This is a genomic window from Marinilactibacillus sp. GCM10026970 (genome assembly GCF_042660675.1).
Taxonomy (GTDB): domain Bacteria; phylum Bacillota; class Bacilli; order Lactobacillales; family Carnobacteriaceae_A; genus Marinilactibacillus.
Genome location: NZ_JBHSUL010000002.1, coordinates 133747 through 156482, shown reverse-complemented (window position 1 = coordinate 156482; position 22736 = coordinate 133747). Strand labels below are relative to the sequence as shown.

General features: G+C 37.0%; 22 protein-coding genes. 8 read left to right on the top strand and 14 right to left on the bottom strand.

The genetic code is table 11. From position 1 onward, the window contains the following. Positions 1–511: 511 nt before the first annotated feature. Both ACFP65_RS01100 and ACFP65_RS01095 read left to right on the top strand, forming a co-directional pair. On the top strand, positions 512–1150 hold the full coding sequence (locus ACFP65_RS01100; protein WP_379915089.1) for a deoxynucleoside kinase: 639 nt from the start codon (positions 512–514) through the stop codon (positions 1148–1150). Positions 1151–1182: 32 nt separating this feature from the next. Continuing rightward, complete coding sequence (locus tag ACFP65_RS01095) at positions 1183–1692, top strand: methylated-DNA--[protein]-cysteine S-methyltransferase (protein ID WP_379915087.1); 510 nt, start codon at positions 1183–1185, stop codon at positions 1690–1692. A 57-nt stretch (positions 1693–1749) separates the two neighbouring features. On the opposite strand, the gene ACFP65_RS01090 is transcribed toward ACFP65_RS01095, so the two are convergent. The 8 genes from ACFP65_RS01090 to rsmG form a co-directional block, all read right to left on the bottom strand. Beyond that, positions 1750–2517 (bottom strand): CPBP family intramembrane glutamic endopeptidase, encoded by a 768-nt coding sequence (locus ACFP65_RS01090; protein WP_379915085.1) that lies wholly within the window; start codon positions 2515–2517, stop codon positions 1750–1752. Positions 2518–2640: 123 nt separating this feature from the next. Further along, positions 2641–4119, bottom strand: a complete 1479-nt coding sequence (gene guaB / locus ACFP65_RS01085; RefSeq protein WP_379915083.1) for an IMP dehydrogenase — start codon at positions 4117–4119, stop codon at positions 2641–2643. A 286-nt stretch (positions 4120–4405) separates the two neighbouring features. Continuing rightward, positions 4406–5125 carry a DUF1129 domain-containing protein gene (locus tag ACFP65_RS01080; RefSeq protein WP_379915081.1) on the bottom strand — a complete coding sequence of 240 codons (720 nt, stop codon included), beginning with the start codon at positions 5123–5125 and terminating at the stop codon, positions 4406–4408. A 30-nt stretch (positions 5126–5155) separates the two neighbouring features. Beyond that, entirely contained in the window at positions 5156–6256 is a 1101-nt protein-coding gene (ychF, locus tag ACFP65_RS01075; protein ID WP_379915079.1) for a redox-regulated ATPase YchF, read from the bottom strand. Positions 6257–6314: 58 nt separating this feature from the next. Then, positions 6315–6518, bottom strand: a complete 204-nt coding sequence (locus ACFP65_RS01070) for a DUF951 domain-containing protein (protein ID WP_379915077.1) — start codon at positions 6516–6518, stop codon at positions 6315–6317. Between the two features lie 18 nt (positions 6519–6536). Continuing rightward, positions 6537–7418: a ParB/RepB/Spo0J family partition protein gene (locus ACFP65_RS01065; protein WP_225742964.1), complete on the bottom strand. Its 882-nt coding sequence runs from the start codon at positions 7416–7418 to the stop codon at positions 6537–6539. Further along, a complete protein-coding gene (locus ACFP65_RS01060) occupies positions 7408–8172 on the bottom strand; it encodes a ParA family protein (RefSeq protein WP_379915075.1) in 765 nt (254 codons plus the stop codon). Before ACFP65_RS01060 ends, ACFP65_RS01065 begins: the two co-directional genes overlap by 11 nt. A 28-nt stretch (positions 8173–8200) precedes the next feature. After that, positions 8201–8917: a 16S rRNA (guanine(527)-N(7))-methyltransferase RsmG gene (rsmG, locus tag ACFP65_RS01055; protein WP_379915073.1), complete on the bottom strand. Its 717-nt coding sequence runs from the start codon at positions 8915–8917 to the stop codon at positions 8201–8203. 369 nt (positions 8918–9286) lie between these two features. Here rsmG and ACFP65_RS01050 point away from each other — a divergent pair, with 369 nt between their 5' ends. Together ACFP65_RS01050 and ACFP65_RS01045 are read left to right on the top strand one after the other, a co-directional pair. Then, complete coding sequence (locus tag ACFP65_RS01050) at positions 9287–10174, top strand: helix-turn-helix domain-containing protein (RefSeq protein WP_379915071.1); 888 nt, start codon at positions 9287–9289, stop codon at positions 10172–10174. 665 nt (positions 10175–10839) lie between these two features. Further along, complete coding sequence (locus tag ACFP65_RS01045) at positions 10840–11298, top strand: GNAT family N-acetyltransferase (RefSeq protein WP_379915069.1); 459 nt, start codon at positions 10840–10842, stop codon at positions 11296–11298. Positions 11299–11519: 221 nt separating this feature from the next. Here ACFP65_RS01045 and ACFP65_RS01040 read toward each other — a convergent pair whose 3' ends face one another. Together ACFP65_RS01040 and ACFP65_RS01035 are read right to left on the bottom strand one after the other, a co-directional pair. Beyond that, positions 11520–13187, bottom strand: coding sequence for an FAD-dependent oxidoreductase (locus ACFP65_RS01040; RefSeq protein WP_379915067.1), 1668 nt, complete (start codon positions 13185–13187; stop codon positions 11520–11522). A 15-nt stretch (positions 13188–13202) separates the two neighbouring features. Then, positions 13203–13532 (bottom strand): ArsR/SmtB family transcription factor, encoded by a 330-nt coding sequence (locus tag ACFP65_RS01035; protein ID WP_379915065.1) that lies wholly within the window; start codon positions 13530–13532, stop codon positions 13203–13205. A gap of 172 nt (positions 13533–13704) precedes the next feature. On the opposite strand from ACFP65_RS01035, the gene chrA reads away from it, so the two are divergent. Both chrA and ACFP65_RS01025 read left to right on the top strand, forming a co-directional pair. Further along, positions 13705–14895 carry a chromate efflux transporter gene (gene chrA, locus ACFP65_RS01030; RefSeq protein WP_379915063.1) on the top strand — a complete coding sequence of 397 codons (1191 nt, stop codon included), beginning with the start codon at positions 13705–13707 and terminating at the stop codon, positions 14893–14895. 40 nt (positions 14896–14935) lie between these two features. Then, positions 14936–15220 (top strand): hypothetical protein, encoded by a 285-nt coding sequence (locus tag ACFP65_RS01025; protein WP_379915061.1) that lies wholly within the window; start codon positions 14936–14938, stop codon positions 15218–15220. Positions 15221–15263: 43 nt separating this feature from the next. Here the strand turns inward: ACFP65_RS01025 and ACFP65_RS01020 are convergent, their stop codons facing one another. Together ACFP65_RS01020 and ACFP65_RS01015 are read right to left on the bottom strand one after the other, a co-directional pair. After that, positions 15264–16634, bottom strand: coding sequence for an aldehyde dehydrogenase (locus tag ACFP65_RS01020; RefSeq protein WP_379915059.1), 1371 nt, complete (start codon positions 16632–16634; stop codon positions 15264–15266). A 118-nt stretch (positions 16635–16752) separates the two neighbouring features. Further along, on the bottom strand, positions 16753–17673 hold the full coding sequence (locus ACFP65_RS01015; RefSeq protein WP_379915057.1) for a methyl-accepting chemotaxis protein: 921 nt from the start codon (positions 17671–17673) through the stop codon (positions 16753–16755). 429 nt (positions 17674–18102) lie between these two features. Between ACFP65_RS01015 and ACFP65_RS01010 the strand changes: the two genes are divergently transcribed. Further along, positions 18103–19728 (top strand): ABC-F family ATP-binding cassette domain-containing protein, encoded by a 1626-nt coding sequence (locus tag ACFP65_RS01010; protein WP_379915055.1) that lies wholly within the window; start codon positions 18103–18105, stop codon positions 19726–19728. Between the two features lie 197 nt (positions 19729–19925). On the opposite strand, the gene ACFP65_RS01005 is transcribed toward ACFP65_RS01010, so the two are convergent. Both ACFP65_RS01005 and ACFP65_RS01000 read right to left on the bottom strand, forming a co-directional pair. Then, positions 19926–20294 carry an endolytic transglycosylase MltG gene (locus ACFP65_RS01005; RefSeq protein WP_379915053.1) on the bottom strand — a complete coding sequence of 123 codons (369 nt, stop codon included), beginning with the start codon at positions 20292–20294 and terminating at the stop codon, positions 19926–19928. Beyond that, a complete protein-coding gene (locus ACFP65_RS01000; protein WP_379915051.1) occupies positions 20287–21417 on the bottom strand; it encodes an LCP family protein in 1131 nt (376 codons plus the stop codon). The genes ACFP65_RS01005 and ACFP65_RS01000 overlap by 8 nt, the downstream gene beginning before the upstream one ends. Positions 21418–21956: 539 nt before the next feature. On the opposite strand from ACFP65_RS01000, the gene ACFP65_RS00995 reads away from it, so the two are divergent. Beyond that, positions 21957–22724, top strand: a complete 768-nt coding sequence (locus tag ACFP65_RS00995; protein WP_379915049.1) for a helix-turn-helix transcriptional regulator — start codon at positions 21957–21959, stop codon at positions 22722–22724. Positions 22725–22736 lie beyond the last annotated feature (12 nt).

Here is a 22736-nt window from a genome sequence, read left to right as displayed (position 1 = left end):
CGGTCTTCTTTTTAGTAATGAAGCAGCAGGATAACACGCTCTTATTGTGTTTTTTATGTAGATATCCTACTTAGTGCTCTACTCTCTCCCTTCTGAAAAATTTGTTACGAAATTAATCTTTTGAAACACTCCATTAATTTTCGTAACTTCTCGAGCAAATCGTATCAAAAAGCACAAAATAATTAAATTGATATCTAAAACAGTTTAATATAGTCATAATCATTTTCAGTAAATATATCAAAATAACCCATTTGTTTGAAAAAATCTAGTCGACTAGTTCAGATTTGTAAAGGTTATCATTACAAAAAATATTTTGTCCTGGTTTTTTTAGACACGATTTAATGTGAAATTTTTCATAATAAATATTACAAATATTATTTTTTTGTAATAGTCTCTAAATTGACCTATTTTTCGCTGTTCGGAAAGATCTTTTAGAGATTTTAAGGTTAGTTGAGAAGCCCCTATGGTATGATGTTAGAGAGCACTTTTTTTAAGAATGGAAGGGGATAAGATGTCAGTGATTGTTTTAGCAGGTATGATTGGAGCAGGTAAAAGTACATTTACAACATTTATTTCGGAAGAATTTCAAAGCGAGGCTTTTTATGAACAAGTTGTAGATAATCCAATTCTTGAGAAATTTTATGCCGACCCAAAGAGATGGGCATTTTCTTTACAGATTTTCTTTTTGAATACACGTTTTAGAAGTATCAAACAAGCATTGATACATAAGCATAATGTTTTAGATCGCTCTATCTATGAAGATGCCTTGTTTACTAAAATCAACTACGAAGAAGGCAATATGAGTGAAGCAGAAATGAATCTGTACACGGATCTTTTAGATAATATGATGGAAGAACTCCAAGACATTCCAAAAAAAGCCCCGGACTTACTAATTTATTTACGTGGATCTTTGGATACACACTTGGAGAGAATCGAAAAACGAGGACGCTCATTTGAGCAAGTTGACGGAAATCCTGAATTACTGGAGTATTATACTAAATTACATAGCCGTTACGACGACTGGTTTAATGCTTACAATCAAAGTCCTACATTAGTGATTGATATTGACTCGATTGATCTTGATCGCAATGAAGATAAAATTTTTGTTATGCAAGAAATCAAATCTGCATTGACGGAGTATTCTATTTAGTTACAAGTCATTGAAAATAAGGAGGAGAGTCTATGCAATCCGAACTATACTTTTCAGAAGTTATTTATGATCATTGGTCGTTTTACATTTTAGCTAACGATAATGGGTTGATTTTTGTAGGGTCTTCTCCTAAGAACAAACAGGAGCTTGAGGATTGGATTAGTCGTCTACCTCTTGATAAGTCTTTAGTAAGAGATGATCAGAAACTTTCTCTTTATGTCTACCAGTTTGAAGAGTATCTTTCTAAAAGAAGAGAAAACTTCACCTTTCCAGTCGAGCTTATTGGGACGTCGTTTCAGATAATGGTTTGGAAGACGTTGCTCGAGATTCCCTATGGTCAGACAGTCACCTACAGTGATATCGCAGCTAAGTTAAACAAAAGTGTTACGCATTCCAGAGCAGTTGGAACGGCTATCGGTAAGAACCCTTTACAGATTGTTTACCCTTGTCACCGTGTAGGACCAAAAAACGGGGCACCGAGAGGTTTTCGAGGTGGTTTACCGATGAGAATGGATTTGCTTGAATTAGAAGGCAACAAATAAAAAGACCGTAATATCCTCTATTTAAACAAGAAGATATTACGGTCTTTTATTTTCTTTTTATACAGCTACGTATAATGCTATGAATGCAATAAAATTATTTAACATATGATAAACAATGGAAGCTTCTACACTTTTTGTTCGTTTAGCTGCGTAAGCAAACATGAAGCCCATACCAATATATGAAAAGGCAGACGGGATATTCGTTGGGACGTGAACTAAACCAAATATAACTGAACTGACAATAACAGAAAGCCAAGAAGCATCAAGTGAATCTCGACGGAACATAATCAATCCTCTAAACAGCCATTCCTCAACGATTGGAGCAGCTATCACAACCATTAAAAACATCACCCATGCAGGAGTCACTCCAACGAGTTCTTCGATAGCCTCTTGATTGATGGCTTCTGAGTTTTCAAATATTATAGACAGTAATGTACTTCCAACATTCAAAAAGATAAATGAAACAGGTATGTACCAAGCTAAAAACTTCCAGTCTTGTTTATCTAATCCCGGAATTACTTTCCATTCATCTCGACTCAGTTGTTTTCGATTGATTAATGGAATCTTCCTACCAATAATGATTAAAGGTAATATAAATAATGGCAATATAGAAGCAACTGAGCCTACGACATTTATAACTGGCTCCATAGCTTCAAGAAGCTCAGTTTGTGAAAGGTTTGCGACAAGGTCCGCATTTGTTGCTAAAAGAAGAATGGGAACAATAATACCTAATATTAATTGCAATGCAATCGGAGAAAGCAACCACATCAACGCTTGTTCTCTCTTTAATATCTTTCTTAAGGGATATCCTTCAAATATGTTCATCTCGTTCTCCTTCAAATTAAGTTTATACCTTATAGAATAGCAAACTCCTCCTTTAAAAGATAGTCTATTTTAGTACAAAAAAAGCATCGAGAATCGTCTCGATGCTTTCAATGATGGTTTTGATTATACTGAATAGTTTGGTGCTTCTTTTGTTATATGCACATCATGTGGATGGGACTCTTTAAGACCTGCTCCAGACATTTGGATAAACTGTGCATTTTCTCTCAATTCCTTCAAGTTCGCTGCACCAACATATCCCATACCAGAACGTAATCCGCCAACCAATTGGAAGATGATATCTTGAACGCTACCTTTGTATGCAACGCGTCCCTCGATTCCTTCTGGCACCAATTTATTTGCTTCTGTTTCGCCACTTTGGAAGTAACGGTCACTTGATCCTTTTTGCATCGCTCCAAGACTTCCCATACCACGATAAGTTTTAAAACGACGACCTTGATAGATTTCGAATTCACCAGGAGATTCATCTGTTCCCGCAAGCATACTACCGAGCATGACTGCATGTCCCCCCGCCGCTAATGCTTTTGCAATATCACCTGAATATTTGATTCCGCCATCTGCAATAATTGGTTTACCATATTCTCTTGCAACTGAAGCTGAATCGTAAATCGCAGTAATTTGAGGAACTCCGACACCTGCAACCACTCTAGTTGTACAGATTGATCCAGGTCCAATCCCAACTTTTACGACATCCGCACCTGCTTCAAACAGTGCACGTGTACCTTCTGCTGTTGCAACGTTCCCTGCAATCAGTGTAACATCTGGAAACTCTTCGCGGATTTTTTTCATTTCTCTTAATACACCTGCGCTGTGGCCGTGTGCCGTATCGACTACAATAACATCCACTCCAGCGTCAATCAGCGCTTGAGCACGCTCAAAAGTGTCTTTGGTAATGCCTACAGCAGCACCTGCTAGTAAACGGCCATGCTTGTCTTTTGCTGCATTTGGGAACTGCGTAATTTTTTCAATATCTTTGATTGTAATTAAACCACTCAACCAGCCATTTGCATCAACCAAAGGTAGTTTCTCAATTTTGTGTTCTTTCAATAAAAGCTCTGCTTCTTCAAGTGATGTACCTTCAGGAGCGGTCACTAAATTCTCTTTTGTCATCACTTCTTGAATTTTTTCATTCATATCTGTAATAAATCGCATATCTCGGTTTGTTAAAATCCCAACAAATTTTCTATTTTCCATGGTTTCTACAATTGGTACACCACTAATTCGATAAGTAGACATTAATTTTTCAGCTTCCGAAACCAAATGTTCTGGAGTAAGGAAGAATGGATCAATGATGACACCAGATTCCGAACGTTTTACTTTTCGAACTTCTTCGGCTTGTTGTTCTACTGTCATATTTTTGTGGATGATACCAAGACCACCTTGACGAGCCATCCCAATGGCCATCCCTGATGCCGTAACAGTATCCATACTTGCACTTAGAACCGGTAGATTCAATTTAACAGAGTCTGATAGTTCTACTTGTAAATTGACATCGTTTGGCAAAACATGACTTTCTGCTGGTAGTAACAGCACATCATCAAACGTAAATCCTTTTTTATTGAATTTCGTTTCCCAATTTCCCATATTATTCTCCTCCAGTTATACTTTATCCCTTAGCTATCGTAATTTTTAATAATTAAATTACCACCCATATCTGGTCAGGTCAACACCCGTTTCACCCATGTAAGAACTTTCTAATAAACTTGATAGAGAATTTAATTGTTAGCGCTACAATAACGAACTATTTAACGATAATTTATTTTATAATACGTCTTTGTTGATTCGATTTATATTCCATTTATTCAGTATAGATAAAAAAAAGTCTCTCCAAAGTTGATTCGCTTCGAAGAGACTCTTTCATAATTAAACTTTAAAACATCGTGCCTTGAATATTCAATCTACGTTTCAAATACCATTTGGCCGCAATTGCCACCACACCTATAACTAAAGTAATTGGTGAAGGAATAACTGGATTAATTGCTTCTGGAATCAGTGCCCCTAGAGAGATAAAAAGTACAAAACCCATCATCGCTAATACTGTTGCCAGAATATATTTAATGAATCCACCTTTTTCTCCTGGTACCGGCGCATATTTGGTAATGATCATAAAGGCAAAACCACCTAAAACAAAGTTTAGAATAAGCACCATCAATTGCATACCTACTGCTTGATTATCTCCTCTACCAAACATCCCAGAAATACCTGAAAGGATCGCAAACATTCCACCTAACAGTAATCCACCATCAATGTACAGCTTCCAAGGTTCTGATCGAACGACCTCTTTTTGCTCGCTGGATGTTGGATTCTCTGTTAAATAATTTGCTTGGTCTGTTACAGTTCCGTAAATTTTACGAGCTGTAAGATGATGATCTTGTTGCTCAACAATATTTTTCAACATATCGTTAAAGATGAGTGTTTTTCTTTCTTCTGAAACACCGCGTTCATCTAAGCTTCGGTTTAGTTTCAACATATACTCACTATTTTTATTTGTAAGCTGTTCTCTCATTTTTGCATTTTCTTCTTGCTTAGCCGCCAGCTCAGCAATTTTTTCTGGCTGTTCGACAGGCTCTTGTTTTTTCTTATTGAACAAGATGATGTCCCCCTTTAAATGTGCGCATTCTTATACGTTAAATCTGAAAAGAATGACATCTCCATCTTGTACGACATATTCTTTTCCTTCTGAGCGTAATTTACCTGCTTCTCTTGCTGCTTTCTCGCTTCCTAAAGCATCGTAGTCAGCGTAAGCGATTGTTTCAGCACGAATAAATCCATGCTCGAAATCACTGTGAATCACGCCGGCCGTTTGCGGTGCCTTCATGCCTTTACGGAAGGTCCACGCACGTACTTCTTGTTCACCTGCAGTGAAGAATGTCGCAAGTCCCAGTAAATCGTAAGAAGAACGAATCAATTTATCTAGTCCTGGCTCTTCTACGCCAAGATCTTCTAAAAACATCGCTTTTTCTTCATCGTCTAGTTCGGCAATTTCTTCTTCGATTGCTGCAGAAATGGTTACAACTTCTGCACCTTCCTCAGCTGCGATCTTTTTAACCGTTGCTAAATATTCGTTACCTTCTGCATCCGCAATATCTTCTTCTGAAACATTAGCTACGTACAAAACAGGTTTACTGGTTAACAAGAAGAGTGATTTCACAATTGGCAATTCTTCTGGTGTAAATGAAAGCATTCTAACTGGTTTGCCTTCTTCTAAAACAGGGATAATTTTTTCTAGTACAGCTACCATTTCCATAGACTCTTTGTCCTTGGATTTAGCTTGTTTTTTAACTCGGCTATATCTTTTTTCTACAGCATCTAAATCTGCAAGTGCAAGTTCCAAGTTAATCGTTTCAATATCATCAGCTGGATTTACGGATCCAGATACGTGCGTAATGTTTTCATCTTCAAAACAACGAACAACGTGACAAATCGCATCTACTTCACGGATGTTGGCAAGGAACTTGTTTCCTAGTCCTTCCCCTTTACTGGCACCTTTTACAATACCTGCAATGTCTGTGAATTCAAAAGTAGTGGGTACGACCTTTTTAGGATTAACGAGTTCTTTTAATCTGTCTAGTCTACGGTCTGGTACTTCTACAATTCCTACGTTGGGGTCAATAGTCGCAAACGGATAATTCGCTGCTTCAACCCCCGCTTTTGTAATGGCATTAAATAACGTCGATTTTCCAACGTTTGGTAAACCGACGATTCCTGCTGTTAAAGGCATTCTTTGTATTCACCTTTCTTTTCCTTATAATTTTTAGTTTAGCTATTTTATAGAATAACTAAGATTCAGTTGTATCTGCTTTAACTAGAACCTTTTTCATTTTTCTTTCAAACTCTCGTCTAGGCATCAGTACTAACTGGCCACATCCCTCACATTTTACACGAATGTCTGCGCCCATTCTAATAATGGCCCAACGATTCACACCACAAGGATGCTTTTTCTTCATTTCAACGATGTCATTCAATTCGTATGCTTTATCCATTTACTTTTGCCTCCTGAATCAATCAAAATCAATATTTAAATCTTCTAATATCCGATTCAAATCATCTTGAGAGACATACTCAATTTCAATCTTACCTTTTTTACCCTTTTCTCGTATCACTACGCTCGTTCCAAATTTATCTGTTAACAATTCTTCTGAACGTTTGATGTAAATAGATTTATCTACTTCTACTTTTGCACTAGGCTCTGTTTTAGGCTTCTGATTTGCTTCCGCTACCAGAAGTTCTAACTGTCTTACTGTAAGGCCTTCTTTGACCGTGCGTCTTGCAAGCTTTGTCAGTTTTTTCTTATCTTTAAGACCCAGTAGTGTTCTCGCTTGTCCATTAGACAATTTGTTTTCCTGAAGAAGGTTTTTCACTTCTATCGGCAATGTTAATAATCTCAAATGATTGGCGATGTAAGAACGGCTTTTGCCTAATTTTTCAGCTACTTTTTCTTGAGTCATGGACAATTTTTCCATCATCATATTATAAGCTTCCGCTTCTTCAAGTGATGTCAGATCTTCCCTTTGCAAGTTCTCAAGTATCGCAACTTGCATCATAACTTCTTCGTCTAATTCACGAATGATAGCTGGAACCGTCTCTTTTCCAGCAATTTTTGATGCTCTAAAGCGACGTTCTCCGGCTATAATTTCATATCCTTTTACGGAAGATTTTCTCAAGATAATGGGTTGAAGTACACCAGATACTTCGATAGAACTTGCAAGCTCGTTCAGTGCTGCCTCGTCAAAATGTCTTCTAGGTTGATAGGGATTCGGACGAATTTCATCAAGTGCAATCAATTCTACGCGCTCGTCATCACGATTCACTTCTTTTTCGAAATCTGGCACATCAAATAACGCATCGATTCCACGGCCTAGTCCTTTTTTCTTATTTACCATTCGTCATCACTTCCTTCGCTAACTCTTGGTAGACTTCTGCACCTTTCGACCTTAAATCATAGTCAATGATCGAAAGTCCATAACTTGGTGCTTCGGACAAGCGAATGTTTCTTGGGATGATTGTGTTGTAAACTTTTTCACGGAAATATTTCTTTACTTCGTTAACGACTTCGAATCCAAGATTTGTTCTTGCATCCAGCATCGTTAAGAGTACGCCTTCTACTTTCAGTTCTTTATTGAAATGTTTCTGAACAAGGCGAACAGTATTCAATAACTGACTTAATCCTTCTAGTGCATAATACTCACACTGAACCGGAATTAAAACAGAATCACTCGCTGTAAAAGCATTGATTGTCAAATGACCTAAAGATGGCGGGCAATCAATCAATACATAGTCATAACCTTCATCAATGGTCTCAATGGCTCTTTTAAGTCTTGTTTCTCTAGCCATAAGACTTGTCAGTTCAACTTCTGCTCCTGCCAGTTGAATCGTAGCAGGTACAATAGAGAGATTTTCTCTACTAGTAGGCAAAATGACTTCTTCTAGAGGTATTTCGTTGATCAAAACATCATAAATATCTTTATCAACCTCTCCTTTACGAATGCCTAAACCACTTGTAGCGTTCCCTTGTGCGTCCATATCAATCAATAATATTTTCTTCCCTGCATAAGCAAGTGATGCACCCAAATTGACAGTCGTAGTTGTTTTACCTACACCACCCTTTTGGTTCGCAACGGCAATAATCTGCGCCATTTGAATCCTCCAGACTTTCATTTTCTAATTATAATGGGGTCTTGTTTGGTGTCCCTGGTTTTCTAGGGTATTTATTTGGTGTTTCTTTCTTTTTGTCGATCATAATAATGTGTCTTTCGCCTGCTTCGCGTGGCAACTCAAAAGCAAAGTCATCTTTGATCTTCCCACCGAGTGTAGCAATGGCTTTTTCCGCATCCTTTAATTCTTCCGGTGCGTGTGCTGCTTTCATCGCAATAAAGGATCCACCTTTTTTAACAAGCGGCAAACATAATTCGGCAAGAACGCTCATTCTAGCAACAGCTCTAGCGGTCACAAAGTCATAAGTTGCTCTATATTGTTTGTTTTGACCAAATGTTTCAGCGCGGTCATGCAAGAGCTCTACATCCGTTAAGTTCAATGCATCTACGACAACTTCTAAAAAGTTGATTCTTTTTTTCAGTGAATCTACGATTGTGATCGATAATTCTGGATAAAGAATTTTTAGGGGGATACTGGGAAAGCCAGCACCTGAGCCTACATCGCATAAGCTGTGGACCCCTTTACTAAAATCTACATAAAGTCCAGCTGTCAAAGAGTCGTAGAAATGTTTTAGATACACTTCTTCTTGCTCTGTAATGGCAGTCAGATTGATTTTTTCATTCCATTCTTGAAGTAGTTCTAAATAAAGTTTGAATTGAGTCATTTTTTCGTCAGTGATTGGCAAACCACGACGTTCTAACTCGGCTCTAAATTCTTCTGGATTCATAACCAAATCTCCTTTTATATTGACTCGTGAAACAGCTATTTGTTTCACAAAATCACTCTCTTCACTTTATACTAAATCCCTTATGAATACAATGCTTTGAGCGTAATTGTTTCATAAAAATCGCAAAAAAAAAGACACAGTTCGGTACAGAATTGAATCGTAATCAAAATTTACTGAATCCTTTGATCCACTTTAAAAAAAGCGTTCTACTTTATTTAATCACCCTGCTAAACGATCTTGCAAAATAAATAAAATATTTATATGTACATTTATCCCTATTTCAAACGGGTAAAATGAATCGTTATATGGTAATCCAATCCAATAAATAGTATAATTTTAATAAATAGAACTTAACAAAAGAGGGTAACTATGGATCATTTCGAAGAGAACCAAGCACCTTTTAATCAACTATCCGGAAAGCTACTTCGAAAGATACGAGAATCAAAAGGGTATACTCAAAAGCAAGTTGCTCAAGGCATCATGCGTCAATCTACTTATTCTAAAATCGAGCGAGAAGAGACCGAACCTTCTGCTCCAAAATTGTTCGCAATCTTAGATCGCCTCGAAATGACAGTGGAAGAATTTCTATTCATTCAAGGAAACTACAGCCATTCTAAAAAAGGTTCGCTCATTTATGCGTTTGTTTCTCAAAGTTACAACAATCCTAAAGAATTAGAAAAATTGAAAGACGAAGTTTCTCATTACTTGAAATACAATGAGGATCCCGTTATCAAAGATATCGAAGCAATCTATACAGGTTTAATTGTCTTTGCTCAAACGCACGATATCCGGCTTTCTAGAAAATATGTCCAACCTGTCTGGGATCGTCTTGAACGCTTTGATGACTGGAGACTCACTGAAATATATTTAGTAAATAACATCTTGTACTTTTTCAACGCAGACTCAGCCATTCATATCTCAGATAGAGCGATTACTCAATTAGATAAGTATGAAAACTATAGAGCTAGTAACGATTTAAGATTCAATTTTCAGTTTAATCTTGTTTACTTACTGATCGATAACCGCCAATATAGTAAAGCTTTGGCTTCTTTGGAGGATTTAATTCTTTATGCAAAAGAATTAAAGAAACATGACATGCTTGCGGTCTGTTACGCCAGAAAAGGCGTCTCTTTGATCCAATCTGGAGACCCTACTGGAGAAAAATGGATTCATAAAGGAACGAATATACTCGAAGTTATAGAAGAAGAAACCTTGAAACAACGCTTAGAGGAGGAAGTTCGAGCTTTCTTAGCATGATCCCTTTACGTAACCTTTACTAAACGTCCTCAAAAGGGAACAAGAAAAGCAAATTGGTATAGCTTGTTCCCCTTTCTTAACGAGTTTTAACATTATATGACTATATTTTAAAAACCGTTTTCTTTTGTAGTACAATTAGAAACAAGTTATGAAATCGACGGCTTGACTCCTATCTATTTTTTCTCCTTGCTTAAAGCCGATATAAGTCGATTCGTAGCATGATAAATACCTCTACCCTAGCGTGTATAACGCCTCTCAACTTTATACGCGCGACCCTTAAAAGAGTCTGGACTGAAAAGTTCAGGCTCTTTTGTTGCGTATAAGGATTTTCAATTCTTTTATTTTTTTCGTTAGCTAAGAGCTCTTGGCTCGCTTTCCTCCTTTACACTTCAGATAATTAATCTCCTAGATCAAACTGCAATCTATCACTTCTTATTTATAAGTAAATCAGCTCAAAATTTCCCTCATTAATACTGTTTTTACGCCATTTCTCTCGCTTGATTCGTTTTCAAAATAGTCCCTTTAAACTGACATTTGAGAATCCTTTTATTTTATGTATACTGTACAGGAAGAACAACATTTCACGAGAGGCAGTTAACTTCTCATTTACTGAAGGTGCGAAGCTTAGAGAGCTCGTCATCGACTAGGAGGATTACTTTAATCATATGTGGCAGTTTAAACAATTAGAGGAATTAAGCGCTAAAGAGCTTCATTCGATTTTAAGAGAACGTACCAAGGTTTTTGTTGTAGAACAGGGAGCCGCTTTTCAAGAAGTGGACGATATTGATCTACAAGCTACCCATTTGGTTAAACGATGCAAAGATACCATCAATGCTTATTGTCGAATCTACTATAAAGACAAAAAGATCTGGCTTGGTCGTGTTCTTGTACCTGAGCATTCCAGAGGAATCGGAAACGGAAGAGAATTACTTAAAGTCGCTTTAAATTATATCTCTGTTCGTTATCCTAAAAGAGAAGTTCAGATTCAAGCCGAAGCTTACTTGAAGGATTTTTATGAATCATTTGGGTTCGAAATCATTTCCGATATGTATTACGACGAGAACATCGCTCATTACGATATGTTACTCAAAGTAAAAGAACCCATCGCTTTAACAAAATTTTAAGCGTCTCTGACTAATGTTAGTGTATATAATACAAATTGGTATAGGCATCTTTCTGAGGAAAGATGCCTATACTGATTACTTATTAGTTTTATAGATTTAACGATCATATCTTGAAAAGGCAACACCGGTTTCTTTTCCATTTTATTAAATTCTACTACTCAGTATAACAAAGGATCGATCCATTTTTTATCAACGGATCGATCCTTTGTCTTTTCTTTAACTCAAGAACCTTTTCTAAGACTTTTTTTATAATACTGATAATTCGTATGACCACCAGATAGTACATAGACAGTTTTAAATCCAACGTTCAGTAATACATTTTGAGCAGTATTGCTGGTTACGCCTTTGTTGCAGTAAACGACTGTTGGTAGATTCTTATCAAGTACTTCAATTCCTTTGCGCAATTCTGGCATAGAAAGATGCATCGCTTGTTCTACATGAGCTTTTTCGTACGCCGACTTGGAACGGACATCAACGATTTGAATCGGTTTCTGCTCCTTCAAGTGCGTCAATAATTCTTCAGGTGTTATCACTGGAAGTTCATGGCGGGCATTTTCCAGTACCATCCCTGTATAATGAACAGGATCTTTAGTTGTACTAAATGGCGGCGCATAAGCTAGATCCAGGTGGAACAAGTCTTCTGCATTTGCCTTAAACGTGATAGCTGTCGCAAGAACATCGATCCGTTTGTCTACACCCTCTGGACCAACAATCTGGGCTCCTAGCACTCTTCCCGTCTCTTTATCAGCGACGCCTTTGATTAGGAGATTTTTCCCGCCAATATACGTTGCATGAGCCGGTTTGATATTGTGAATCGCAATTGGGTCAAATCCTGCTTTTTGAGCTTCTGAATAAGACAATCCTGTGTAACCAACCGTTAAGTCAAACAATCGGAAAATACCCGTTCCAAGCGTTCCTTTAAAAGATAAAGAACCTCCTGTAAGATGATCCCCTACTATTCGTCCCATTTTATTTGCTGTAGAACCTAATGGATGATACGTTGGTTTTCCAGTAATCAGATGATAACTCTCAGCAACATCTCCAACAGCATAAATGTCTTTTTCCGACGTCTGCATAACCGTGTTGACGCTTATTGCTCCTGTATCGCCAAGTTTGATTCCTGCCGCTTCTGCTAGTGATGTATTTGGTTTAACACCCACTGCCAGAATGACCAGATCTACCGGAATATCTTTTCCGTTAGTTGTGTGCAGCTGTGTTACTTTCTGATTTCCTTCTAAAGTTTCCACTTTATCTCCCAAGTAAAGATCCACTTCATTTTCTTTTAGCTTTTCTTGTAAGTGATAAGACATATCTGCGTCGATTTTGGGAAACACTCTATCTGCTAATTCGATGATCGAAACTTTTATCCCTTTTTGTGTAAATTGTTCAGCCATTTCTAAACCAATAAATCCTGAACCAATGATTGCCGCATGTTTGACTTCATTATTTTGCATATACTGATCAATTTTTTTCGTATTGTCCATCGTCTTTACATGAAAGACATTGTCAAATGTCCCTTGATTGAAGGGCGGAGGCGTCAGTGAGTACGATCCAGTAGCTAAAATCAGTTTGTGATAAGCTTCTGTTTTCGTATTCCCCGTTTCTTTGTGGAACACTTCAATTTCTTTTACTTCAGGATGAACTGCAGTAACACGATGATTTGTATGAATATCAAATTCGAAACGTTTTTTGAACCACTTTGCATCTCTGGGAATCAATTCGTCGACCGTATCCACTTCTCCACCTAAAAAATAAGGCATTCCACAAACTGAATAAGATATATCATGACCTTCTTCATAAACGACGATTTCAGCTGTTTCATCATTTCTTCTTGCCTTTGCAGCGACAGAAGTTCCTGCAGCAACTGAACCGATAATAACGATTTTCATAAGTGTAGTCTCCTTTTAGCAGCAGTCTTCCTCTGCAGATTTTAAAAAGTAACAAAATTGATCAGATAATAATTCATTTGTTTTCTCTTCATCTACCCAGTAATAGCTCCAAGTCTTTGAGATTTCTTTCTGAATCAATCCCGCGTTTAGTAATATTTTTAAATGATAAGATAGTTTAGATTGCGGTAAATCAAGCAACTCTTCCAGGTCACAGACGCAGGATTTCCCATTCATTGCTAGTAAGTGTAAAACGGATAACCGTATTGGATCGGACAGTGCTTTGAATTGTTTTGCGTAAGTTGCTACATCTGGTAAATCGATTTTAGTCGTTTTAATATGAGACATCCTTTATCTCCTTCATCAAATTATTTTGATGAAGTAATCATATCAATACTAATTTCATATCTCAACTAGAGAATTGTAAAGTTTGTAAATTTCCCTTCAAGCATAGATATACCTTTCTTTTTATTGTATCTTTGAATAGACTATACAAAAATGATTATAAGGAGCACCTCATATGCAAAGGACCTTAAAAGACACTTCAACACCCTGGAAAGCTTTCTTGCTCGATATTTTTATTTGTTCTTTGGGAGCATTCGGTGGACCCGAAGCACATTACAGTGTTTTCACCGACCAACTCGTCACAAAAAAACGGTATCTCACTGAAGAAGAACTGGTTGAATTAATTGCCCTATGTAGTTTCCTTCCCGGACCGAGTAGCACTCAGACAATCGTTGCCATTGGTCACAAGACAGGCGGCCCCTTGCTGGCTTTTTTGACCATGCTTGTCTGGGCATTTCCTGCATTAGTAATTATGACCATACTATCTTTTTTATATCAGTTTCTAGATATGCAAGATATCTCCACTGATATCTTACGCTACATAGGCCCGATGGCTGTTGGTTTCATTATTGTAGCCTCTTACCGTATCGGTAAAAAAGTCATTAAAGATCAACTCACTTTAGGCTTACTCGTTTTCGGCGCTGTAACAATCTACTTTATAAGAGATCCTTGGATTTTTCCTTTAGTATTGACCATCGGTGGTCTGGTCAGTGTCCTCGCTTCAAAAGAAAAGCAGTTATGGAACCGCGTTGCACTCAAACCGCCTTATGGTTATCTCGCTTTATTTTTATTTTTCACAGGCGGTTCTTTGATTCTCGCTACGGTTTTCCAAAATGAACTGATTCAAATTTTCGAGCGTTTCTATCGTTATGGCTATCTTGTCTTTGGTGGTGGCCAAGTCGTCATTCCTGTTATGTACAGTGAACTTGTAGAAGTTAATCAGCTGATGAGCAGTCAGGAGTTCTTGACGGGTTACGGCTTAGTTCAAGGTATACCCGGGCCTATGTTTAGTTTCAGTGCTTACGCAGGTGGCTTATCCGTTCAAGCTGACTCTGCTTTTCTACAAATTTTAGGTGCGGTTGCTGGTGGAATCGGCATTTTTCTTCCAGGCCTACTGTTGATTTACTTTGTCTATCCTATGTGGGCATCTATCAAAAATATTAAAGGATTTAAAATTGCTTTAAAGGGTGTAGCTGCAGTAGCCGGTGGACTGATCGCGATAGCGGCTGTCTTATTGACTCAACAAAGTGGTCTGAGTTGGGATAATCTTCTGATTATAATAACCACTGTATTACTACTGATTACAAGAAAAATCCCTGCTCCAATCATTGTTTTGATTGTACTATCTATCGGCTTCTTTTTCTAATATACTATAGCTAACTAAAATAAGGTTAGGAGCGATTCGGATGTTAGATTTATTGGAAATGGTACTAGAATTTGTATACTTTTTAGTAACTTCGATGACTCGACACTTTTTCAAGAACCAAAAAATCCATTCTTCTATCCGCTTAATTTCAGCACTGATTCTATTTGCTTTACCTCTTTTACTTTTAATGTATGCTACACCCACTTTTATAGAGTTAAATGAATGGTGGATCTATCTACTAGCGTTTTCACTAGAATTGTATCTAGGTTATCTTACCATCAAGTACGTTCGAGGCATTTTGCTTGGATTTGAAAAAGAATCTTAAAAAAATAGGCAGTCCTAATATCATTTAGGATTGCCTATTTTTTCTACTTCATGATTTTTTTGATGATATCTATCCCTCTTTTAGCATTGGGATATCTGAAGGGATTATCGAATTTAGTTGTTTGTTTTAACAGACTTTTTTGATGCGTAAACGTATCAAAACTGCTTTTCCCATGATACGTACCCATCCCACTCGTTCCAACGCCTCCGAAGGGAAGATAGGGTGTAACGATATGGAAAATCGTATCATTGATGCAGCCTCCACCAAATGACAGAGAACCAATAATCCTATTCTCTATCTGTTTATTTTCTGTAAATAAGTAGAGCGCTAGCGGGTTAGGATTTTGTTTGACACCTTCTATGACTTCATTTATATCTGTATATTCTAAGATCGGAAGTATCGGTCCAAAGATTTCTTCTTGCATGACTGTATCATCAAAAGTCACTTTCTCAAGAATCGTCGGTTCAATCACTAACGCTTCTCCTCTATTTTTCCCTCCATAGACAAGCTGACCTTCTTTCAAGTAGCCTTTTAGTCTATTAAAGTGTTTTTGATTCACAATATGCGTGTATTGCTCGTTCTCGATTGGTTCGTATCCATAGAGTGCTTTCGTTTCTTCGATCACTCGTTCAAGGAAAGCTTGTTTAATATTCTTGTGTACATACACATAATCTGGCGCCACACAAGTTTGTCCGGCATTCATAAATTTTCCCCAGGCTATTCTTTTAGCCGCCAGTTTTAAGTCGGCATCTTCGTGAACAATCCCGGGACTTTTCCCGCCCAACTCCAAAGTGACCGGCGTTAGGTGTTTTGACGCTGCTTCCATAACAATTTTCCCAACAGGCACACTACCTGTAAAGAAAAGATAGTCAAACTTTTCCGATAGTAGTGCTTTCGTTATTTCGGCATCTCCCTGAACAACAGTGATATACTCTGCCGGATAACAATCTGAGATCAAATCTGAGAGCACTTTTGAGGTCTCAGGAGTCAATTCGGATGGCTTAATCACTGCACAATTACCACCAGCAATCGCTCCAATTAATGGAGACAAGATGAGTTGAATCGGATAATTCCAAGGACCGATAATCAGTGCAACTCCATAAGGGTCAGAATAAACAACCCCTTTGGAACCTGTATGCGTAAAGGCCGTTTTGACTCGCTTTGGTTTGATCCATTTTTTTAAATTTTGTGTGATGAATCTGATTTCTTGAAGAACGACACCAATTTCAGACGAATACGTTTCAAAAGCGGATTTATTCAAATCTTTTTTCAAAGCATCTGTCAGTCTTTGTTCGTTTGAAACCAAGGCTTCTCTTAGTCGTTTCAATGCCTGTATTCTAAATTCCAGTGTTTTTGTTGTGCCTGATTCATAGAAAGCTCGCTGCTTAGTCAAAATTTCTCTATAGTTTTTCATCAGATCACTCCTACCTCTTTATCTGTTTTCTATCAGTTTAGTCTACAAGATAGAGATGAAGATAGTATTAAGACTTATCGATAAAAATAGAGAACGCAACAACATTATTTTTGACGAGTTAAATAATCGTTTCTAATTTACCGGCTTGTTTCTGGAGATTCTGAGACTCCGAATCGATTCGATTGAATTCCGTGATGGTTCCATCGATTTGTTTTTCACTCATCAAAATATGATCTTTTAACTGATCATTTCCTTCTACAACTAGATCAATATTATTTGTAACCGCTAAAATATCTTCTCCAATCGTATAAGCAGACTCAGACACTTTTTGAGAAAGATTCTTCACTTCCTGAGCGATGACTCCAAATCCACGCCCATAATCGCCGGCATGAGCTGCTTCAATCGACGCATTAATGGCCAACAAGTTTGTGTTTGAAGCAATATCTTGAATGGTTTCAACGATACTCTGAATAGATTTATTTTTTTGTTGTAGCTCACTCAGATTACTTGTACTAACCGTTGATAAATCAATCATTCCTTTGCTTCCCGCTAATAGTTCCCGACCTTTTTTGATCCCTTCTTGAGACGACTCTGTTAGCTTGCTAGACATATCTAGCAAGTCTGTTGTGACTGTTTCAATATTTTTTTGTCTCTCTGTAATATCTGTTGCTACTTTTGCGACCCCTACAACTTCCGTGTTGTCTGCATTATAGATTGGAAAATAGGTCGCCTCCAACCAAACTTCTTCTGCGTGTACATTACGACGAACAATTTTATCTTGAAAACTCACACCATTCAATAAACTCGTCCACAATTCTTCATAGGCAGGACTATTTACAAATTCAGGGAAGCAGAACAATTTATGTTCTTTTCCGTATAATTCTTCTTTATGATACCCTAAAACATTTGCAAAATTATCATTCACATAAGTCACTCTTTTATTTGTATCAAAGCGAATAATCGCAATATTTTGTTCTAGTGCATTTACAATCAATTCATCTTGTAAACCACTTTTTTCAACACCTATACTCTCCATCATTTTCAAACGACTCCTCTATCTTCTTAGACTTTTCTATATTGTTGCCCAAGAATACAAGATTTTAAGGGCGTCAAAAGTTGAAAGTAAGATTATTATATGTTCAAAGTAGTTAAATGTCATTTAATACGAATTAGGAATAACGAAAATCCCTTTTGTTCATAAGTAGACTGAACGAAAAATTTTACAAAAACCGTTTATTCATTTGATATTTTTGTACGGAATAGTATAACTTATGAATAAATTCGTCTTTTTTTGGACAATCTAATTGTACACAACAGATAAATTGTGACATTTTTAAAAAATCAATCTTTTTTTCTTTTTCCCCTCTCATAAACAATGCATTATTTTGAAAATGACGTATAATAGAACGTAATGGGCATAAATTGCCTTATTGCGGTAAAGATCAAAAAGAAACGAGGCTATCATTAAATGATCACAGTAACAGATGTAAGTTTGAACTTTTCAGATAGAAAATTATTTGACGATGTGAATCTACAATTTAACAATGACAATTGCTACGGTGTTATCGGCGCTAACGGTGCTGGTAAATCTACCTTCCTAAAAATACTTTCTGGAGAAATCTCTCCAACTTCTGGAAATGTCTCTCTTCCAGCTGATAAACGTATGGCTGTTTTAAAACAAAACCACTATGACTTTGAAGAACAAACTGTTATCGATACAGTTATTATGGGACACAAACGCTTATATGAAATCATGCAAGAAAAAGATGCGATTTATACAAAAGCTGATTTCTCAGATGAAGACGGTATTCGTGCTGCTGAACTTGAAGGTGAATTCGCTGAATTAAATGGTTGGGAAGCTGAACCTGAAGCGATGACTCTATTAAAAGGTCTGGGTATCCCTGAAGCTTTGCACAATCAAAAAATGAGCGAACTGACAGGTGGACAGCACGTTAAAGCCCTACTTGCTCAGACTTTATTTGGAGATCCTGATGTTTTGCTACTAGATGAGCCTACCAATGGTTTAGACGCGCAATCAATCAAGTGGTTAGAAGATTTCTTGATCAACTTTGATAACACTGTTATCGTTGTTTCCCATGACCGTCACTTCCTAAATAAAGTTTGTACGCACATGGTTGATGTTGATTTTGGTAAAATCAAATTGTTCGTTGGTAATTATGATTTCTGGTTAGAGTCTAGTCAATTAGCTTCAAAACTTGCTGCAGATTCTAATAGCAAAAAAGAAGAAAAAATAAAAGAACTTCAAGACTTTATTGCTCGATTTAGTGCAAATGCTTCTAAATCAAAACAAGCAACTTCACGTAAAAAAATGCTAGATAAAATCACTCTAGATGATATTCAACCTTCTTCTAGACGTTATCCATTTGTTGGATTTAGTCCAGAGCGCGAAATTGGAAATGACCTTCTGCGTGTAGAAAACCTTTCTAAAACGATTGATGGTAAAAAAGTTTTGGATAATATTTCATTCAACTTAGGTAGAGACGACAAAGTTGCCTTCACAAGTTTGAATGACGTAGCTATCACGACCCTTTTCAGAATCATTATGGGAGAAATGGAACCTGATACTGGATCATTCCAGTGGGGTGTAACTACTTCTCAATCTTATTTACCAAAAGATACCTCTTCTGAGTTCAATAACAGTAGTTCAACAGTCTTAGACTGGCTTCGTCAATACGCTTCCAAAGAAGAGAATGACAATACTTTCTTGCGCAGTTTCTTAGGCAGAATGTTATTCTCAGGAGAAGAAGTATTGAAACAAGTATCTGTCCTTTCCGGGGGAGAAAAAGTCCGTTGTATGCTGTCTAAAATGATGTTAAGCAAGTCAAATGTACTTGTAATGGATGATCCTACAAACCACTTGGATTTAGAGTCTATTACGGCACTGAATAATGGGTTGATCGACTTCAAGGGCGCTATTCTCTTTGGATCACATGACCACCAATTTATTCAAACATTAGCTAACCGTATCATTGAAATTACACCTAATGGAGTCGTTGACCGTTCAGAAACAACTTATGACGAATTCCTAGAAAACAAAACTGTACAAGACCAAATCAAAGCGTTATACGCTTAATAAACGACGAAAAAGCCAAGTGCCGCTGAGCACTTGGCTTTTTTTATAAGATAAGTACGTTCATTTTTGAACGAACATCAGGTAATGATTTCTACTTTTCTATCTTTTTTAATACAATTAAGTAAGTTTACAAATATTTTTTGGGTTTTAAAACAATTAAAACATCCATTTTTTATTTTATTATATTTTCAGTTATATTATTTTTGTATTTCATCTAGTATGGAAGCAAGTGACTGAGCAGGAGAAAACACATATTCTCCTGCAACAAATATGCGATCACTCGTAAAGCGCGCATAATAATTGAAGACAAAGGCACTTTGGATCACACCTTCTCTCTCTAGCTTTCTCGCAATATCTGCGCGAGACTGACCTCTATCAATCTGCACAACAATTTGTTCTGTACTCGTTTCGTCTAACGGTTCAATCGCACCAACCCAATAACGATAACCTGACACCCCTAACAAGACAACTAAGAAGAATAAGAGATACTTGATTCTTCGGTAAAGCAGATGCACGGATACAGTTTCTTCTACAACTGATTCTGGATATTCAGCGCCTTTATTCATAACTATCTGAACCAGCTAATGCCGATCCACTCCGCTTATTCAAGTCAGTTTGCGGGTAACCTTTACTATATCGACCATCATCTTCCGATTCACCCAAAACGTCTTGAACTTCAATACCATCGGGAATATCATTAATTGTTTGTTCTTCCAACTCTAATGACTCAGATAAAGATTGTTGAATATCTTCAAAACTACTTGGTTCGATTTTTACCAGGTCTCTTCCAGCATTTCTAAAGCTTGTCCATCCGAACACATGAGATTCTGTATCAAACGACTCATTCAAACCCGTCTGCAAGACACTTTTGATCTCGTTCATTTTCATGTTGGTTCTCATATTCGAACCGATACCTCTTAGAATATCATTGTACTTTGTAATAGAACCTAAATCAGTTGCTTTGTTAATGACGGATTTAATGACTAATTGCTGTCTTTGACCACGAGCAATATCATCATCAATTTTCCGAGTACGCGCCAAAGCTAATGCTTGTTCGCCATCTAACGTCTGCAGACCTTTTTCAAGTGTAACGGCCTTGCTATTATCTTTAGAATCCATTTCTACAATATCAAGCGGGACATCAACATCTATCCCTCCAAGCGCATCAATCACATCTAAAAATGAACGGAAATTAAAGGTAGCATAATAATTAACCGGTAAGTCTAAAAAAGTTTCCACGGTTTCCACCATTGCATTTTCTTCTCCAATAGCATATGCCGTATTAATCCGGTCCATCTTCACTTCTTGACCTTTATTCATAATTGGAACATACGTATCTCTAGGGATTGAAACCATATCCAATTGGTGCGTTTCAGGATTCACTGTTGCATAGATAATCGAATCCGCCCTTGCAGAACCAAGCCCTCTTTCATCATCATCGTCAATCCCCATTAGTAAAATCGATATTGGTTCTTCAATCGGATTCACTTTTTCAACTGGTTCAGATCGCTCAATTTCTTGATAAGACGATTCGAGTACGCTCTCGGTTGTTTTGAATAAATTCGCTGCATAAGCAGCCCCGCCAACTAAAAGCATAACGAGCGGAACCACGAACAATAGAATAAAACCTGTTCTTTTCTTGTTCAACTTACGACTGCTCCGATTATGAGCATTTCTCTTTTTAGACATTTATAAAACTCCTCAAACCCATTTTAGTAGAACGATGCGTGTTAAGTTAAGCTTTGAATATAACAACCGCCACCGCATTTCGATCATTTAATAGCTTATCAGATGAAGATAAAGATTCTATGAAGATTGTTTGTGTTTAATTTTTCATCTAAAAATATAACTATATTCTACAAATAATATAACTATTCAGAATGTTTATATAGTCACACTTGCATAGAATCAGTTGAAAAATTTGGAGGAAATGGAAAGTAAATCGGGAAAAATAAACAAAAACCAATGTAGAAAAACAAGTATCTATCAAAAGATAAGACAAGCACGTCGCACATAAAATCAATAGTAACACTCTAAAAATCACTTAGTCATTTCAATTTCAAGTCTCAACAGAAGGTACAAATGCTTATAAAAAATGTGATAATGGAGGTGCAACAAATTGTAGCAGCCCGTCAGATCAACCTTCTTTATAAAAACAGTAAAACTAACCTAGCATTCCTTAGCTGTCTAGTTTTATAATGATGAAAAGGCAAATAGGAGAGTGGACAATGGAAATCGGTGAGCGTTTAAAAGAAAAAAGGTTATCAGCTTCACTGTCTCAAAAAGAATTGGGTGATATTTTACATGTGTCTAGACAAACCATATCCAGTTGGGAGGTTGGAAGAACCTATCCGGATCTTGAAACGTTAGTGGCAATCAGTGAATATTATCAAGTTCCACTGGATGAATTATTGAAAGAAGATTCAAATATCATAGAAGAAATTTCTCGGAAGGTAAAAAGAAGTGAACGAAGAAAAGTATTAAATGTCGTACTCAGCGCACTATTATTGATCGTCATAGGTTTCAGTACAACCTACTATTTAAATACGCGCCAATATACTCAAGTCAATGAAGAAGGATTAAGTCCGAATGACCTCATTGAATCTTCCTGGGAGTTGAATTATTCTCTTTCAAGAGAACTAGATCAGTCCTTCTTATCATTTGATCAAAATAGTGTAGCAATATATAACTCTCATGGTTTCAATGGTACTTTGAGAAGTGATCAAGAGGAAGACGACTTAATCCTTGGAGCGAAAGAGTTACTTGAGAAAGGCATTGAAGACGGCACAAAAGAATATCCGAATATGACAATTGAATTGGATAAAAATTACTACGTCGTAGCAGCGAATGGTTATTCGCAACGGTTCAAAAAATTAAGTGACAGTATGATTCAAGACTTAGAAGGTAATGAATATTATAGAGTCGCTTCTGAGAATACCCATGATAGTTTACGTTGGATGGATGAGGTCATGCAGGAAGAAATGGCAAATGACTAGTTCAAATGGTCC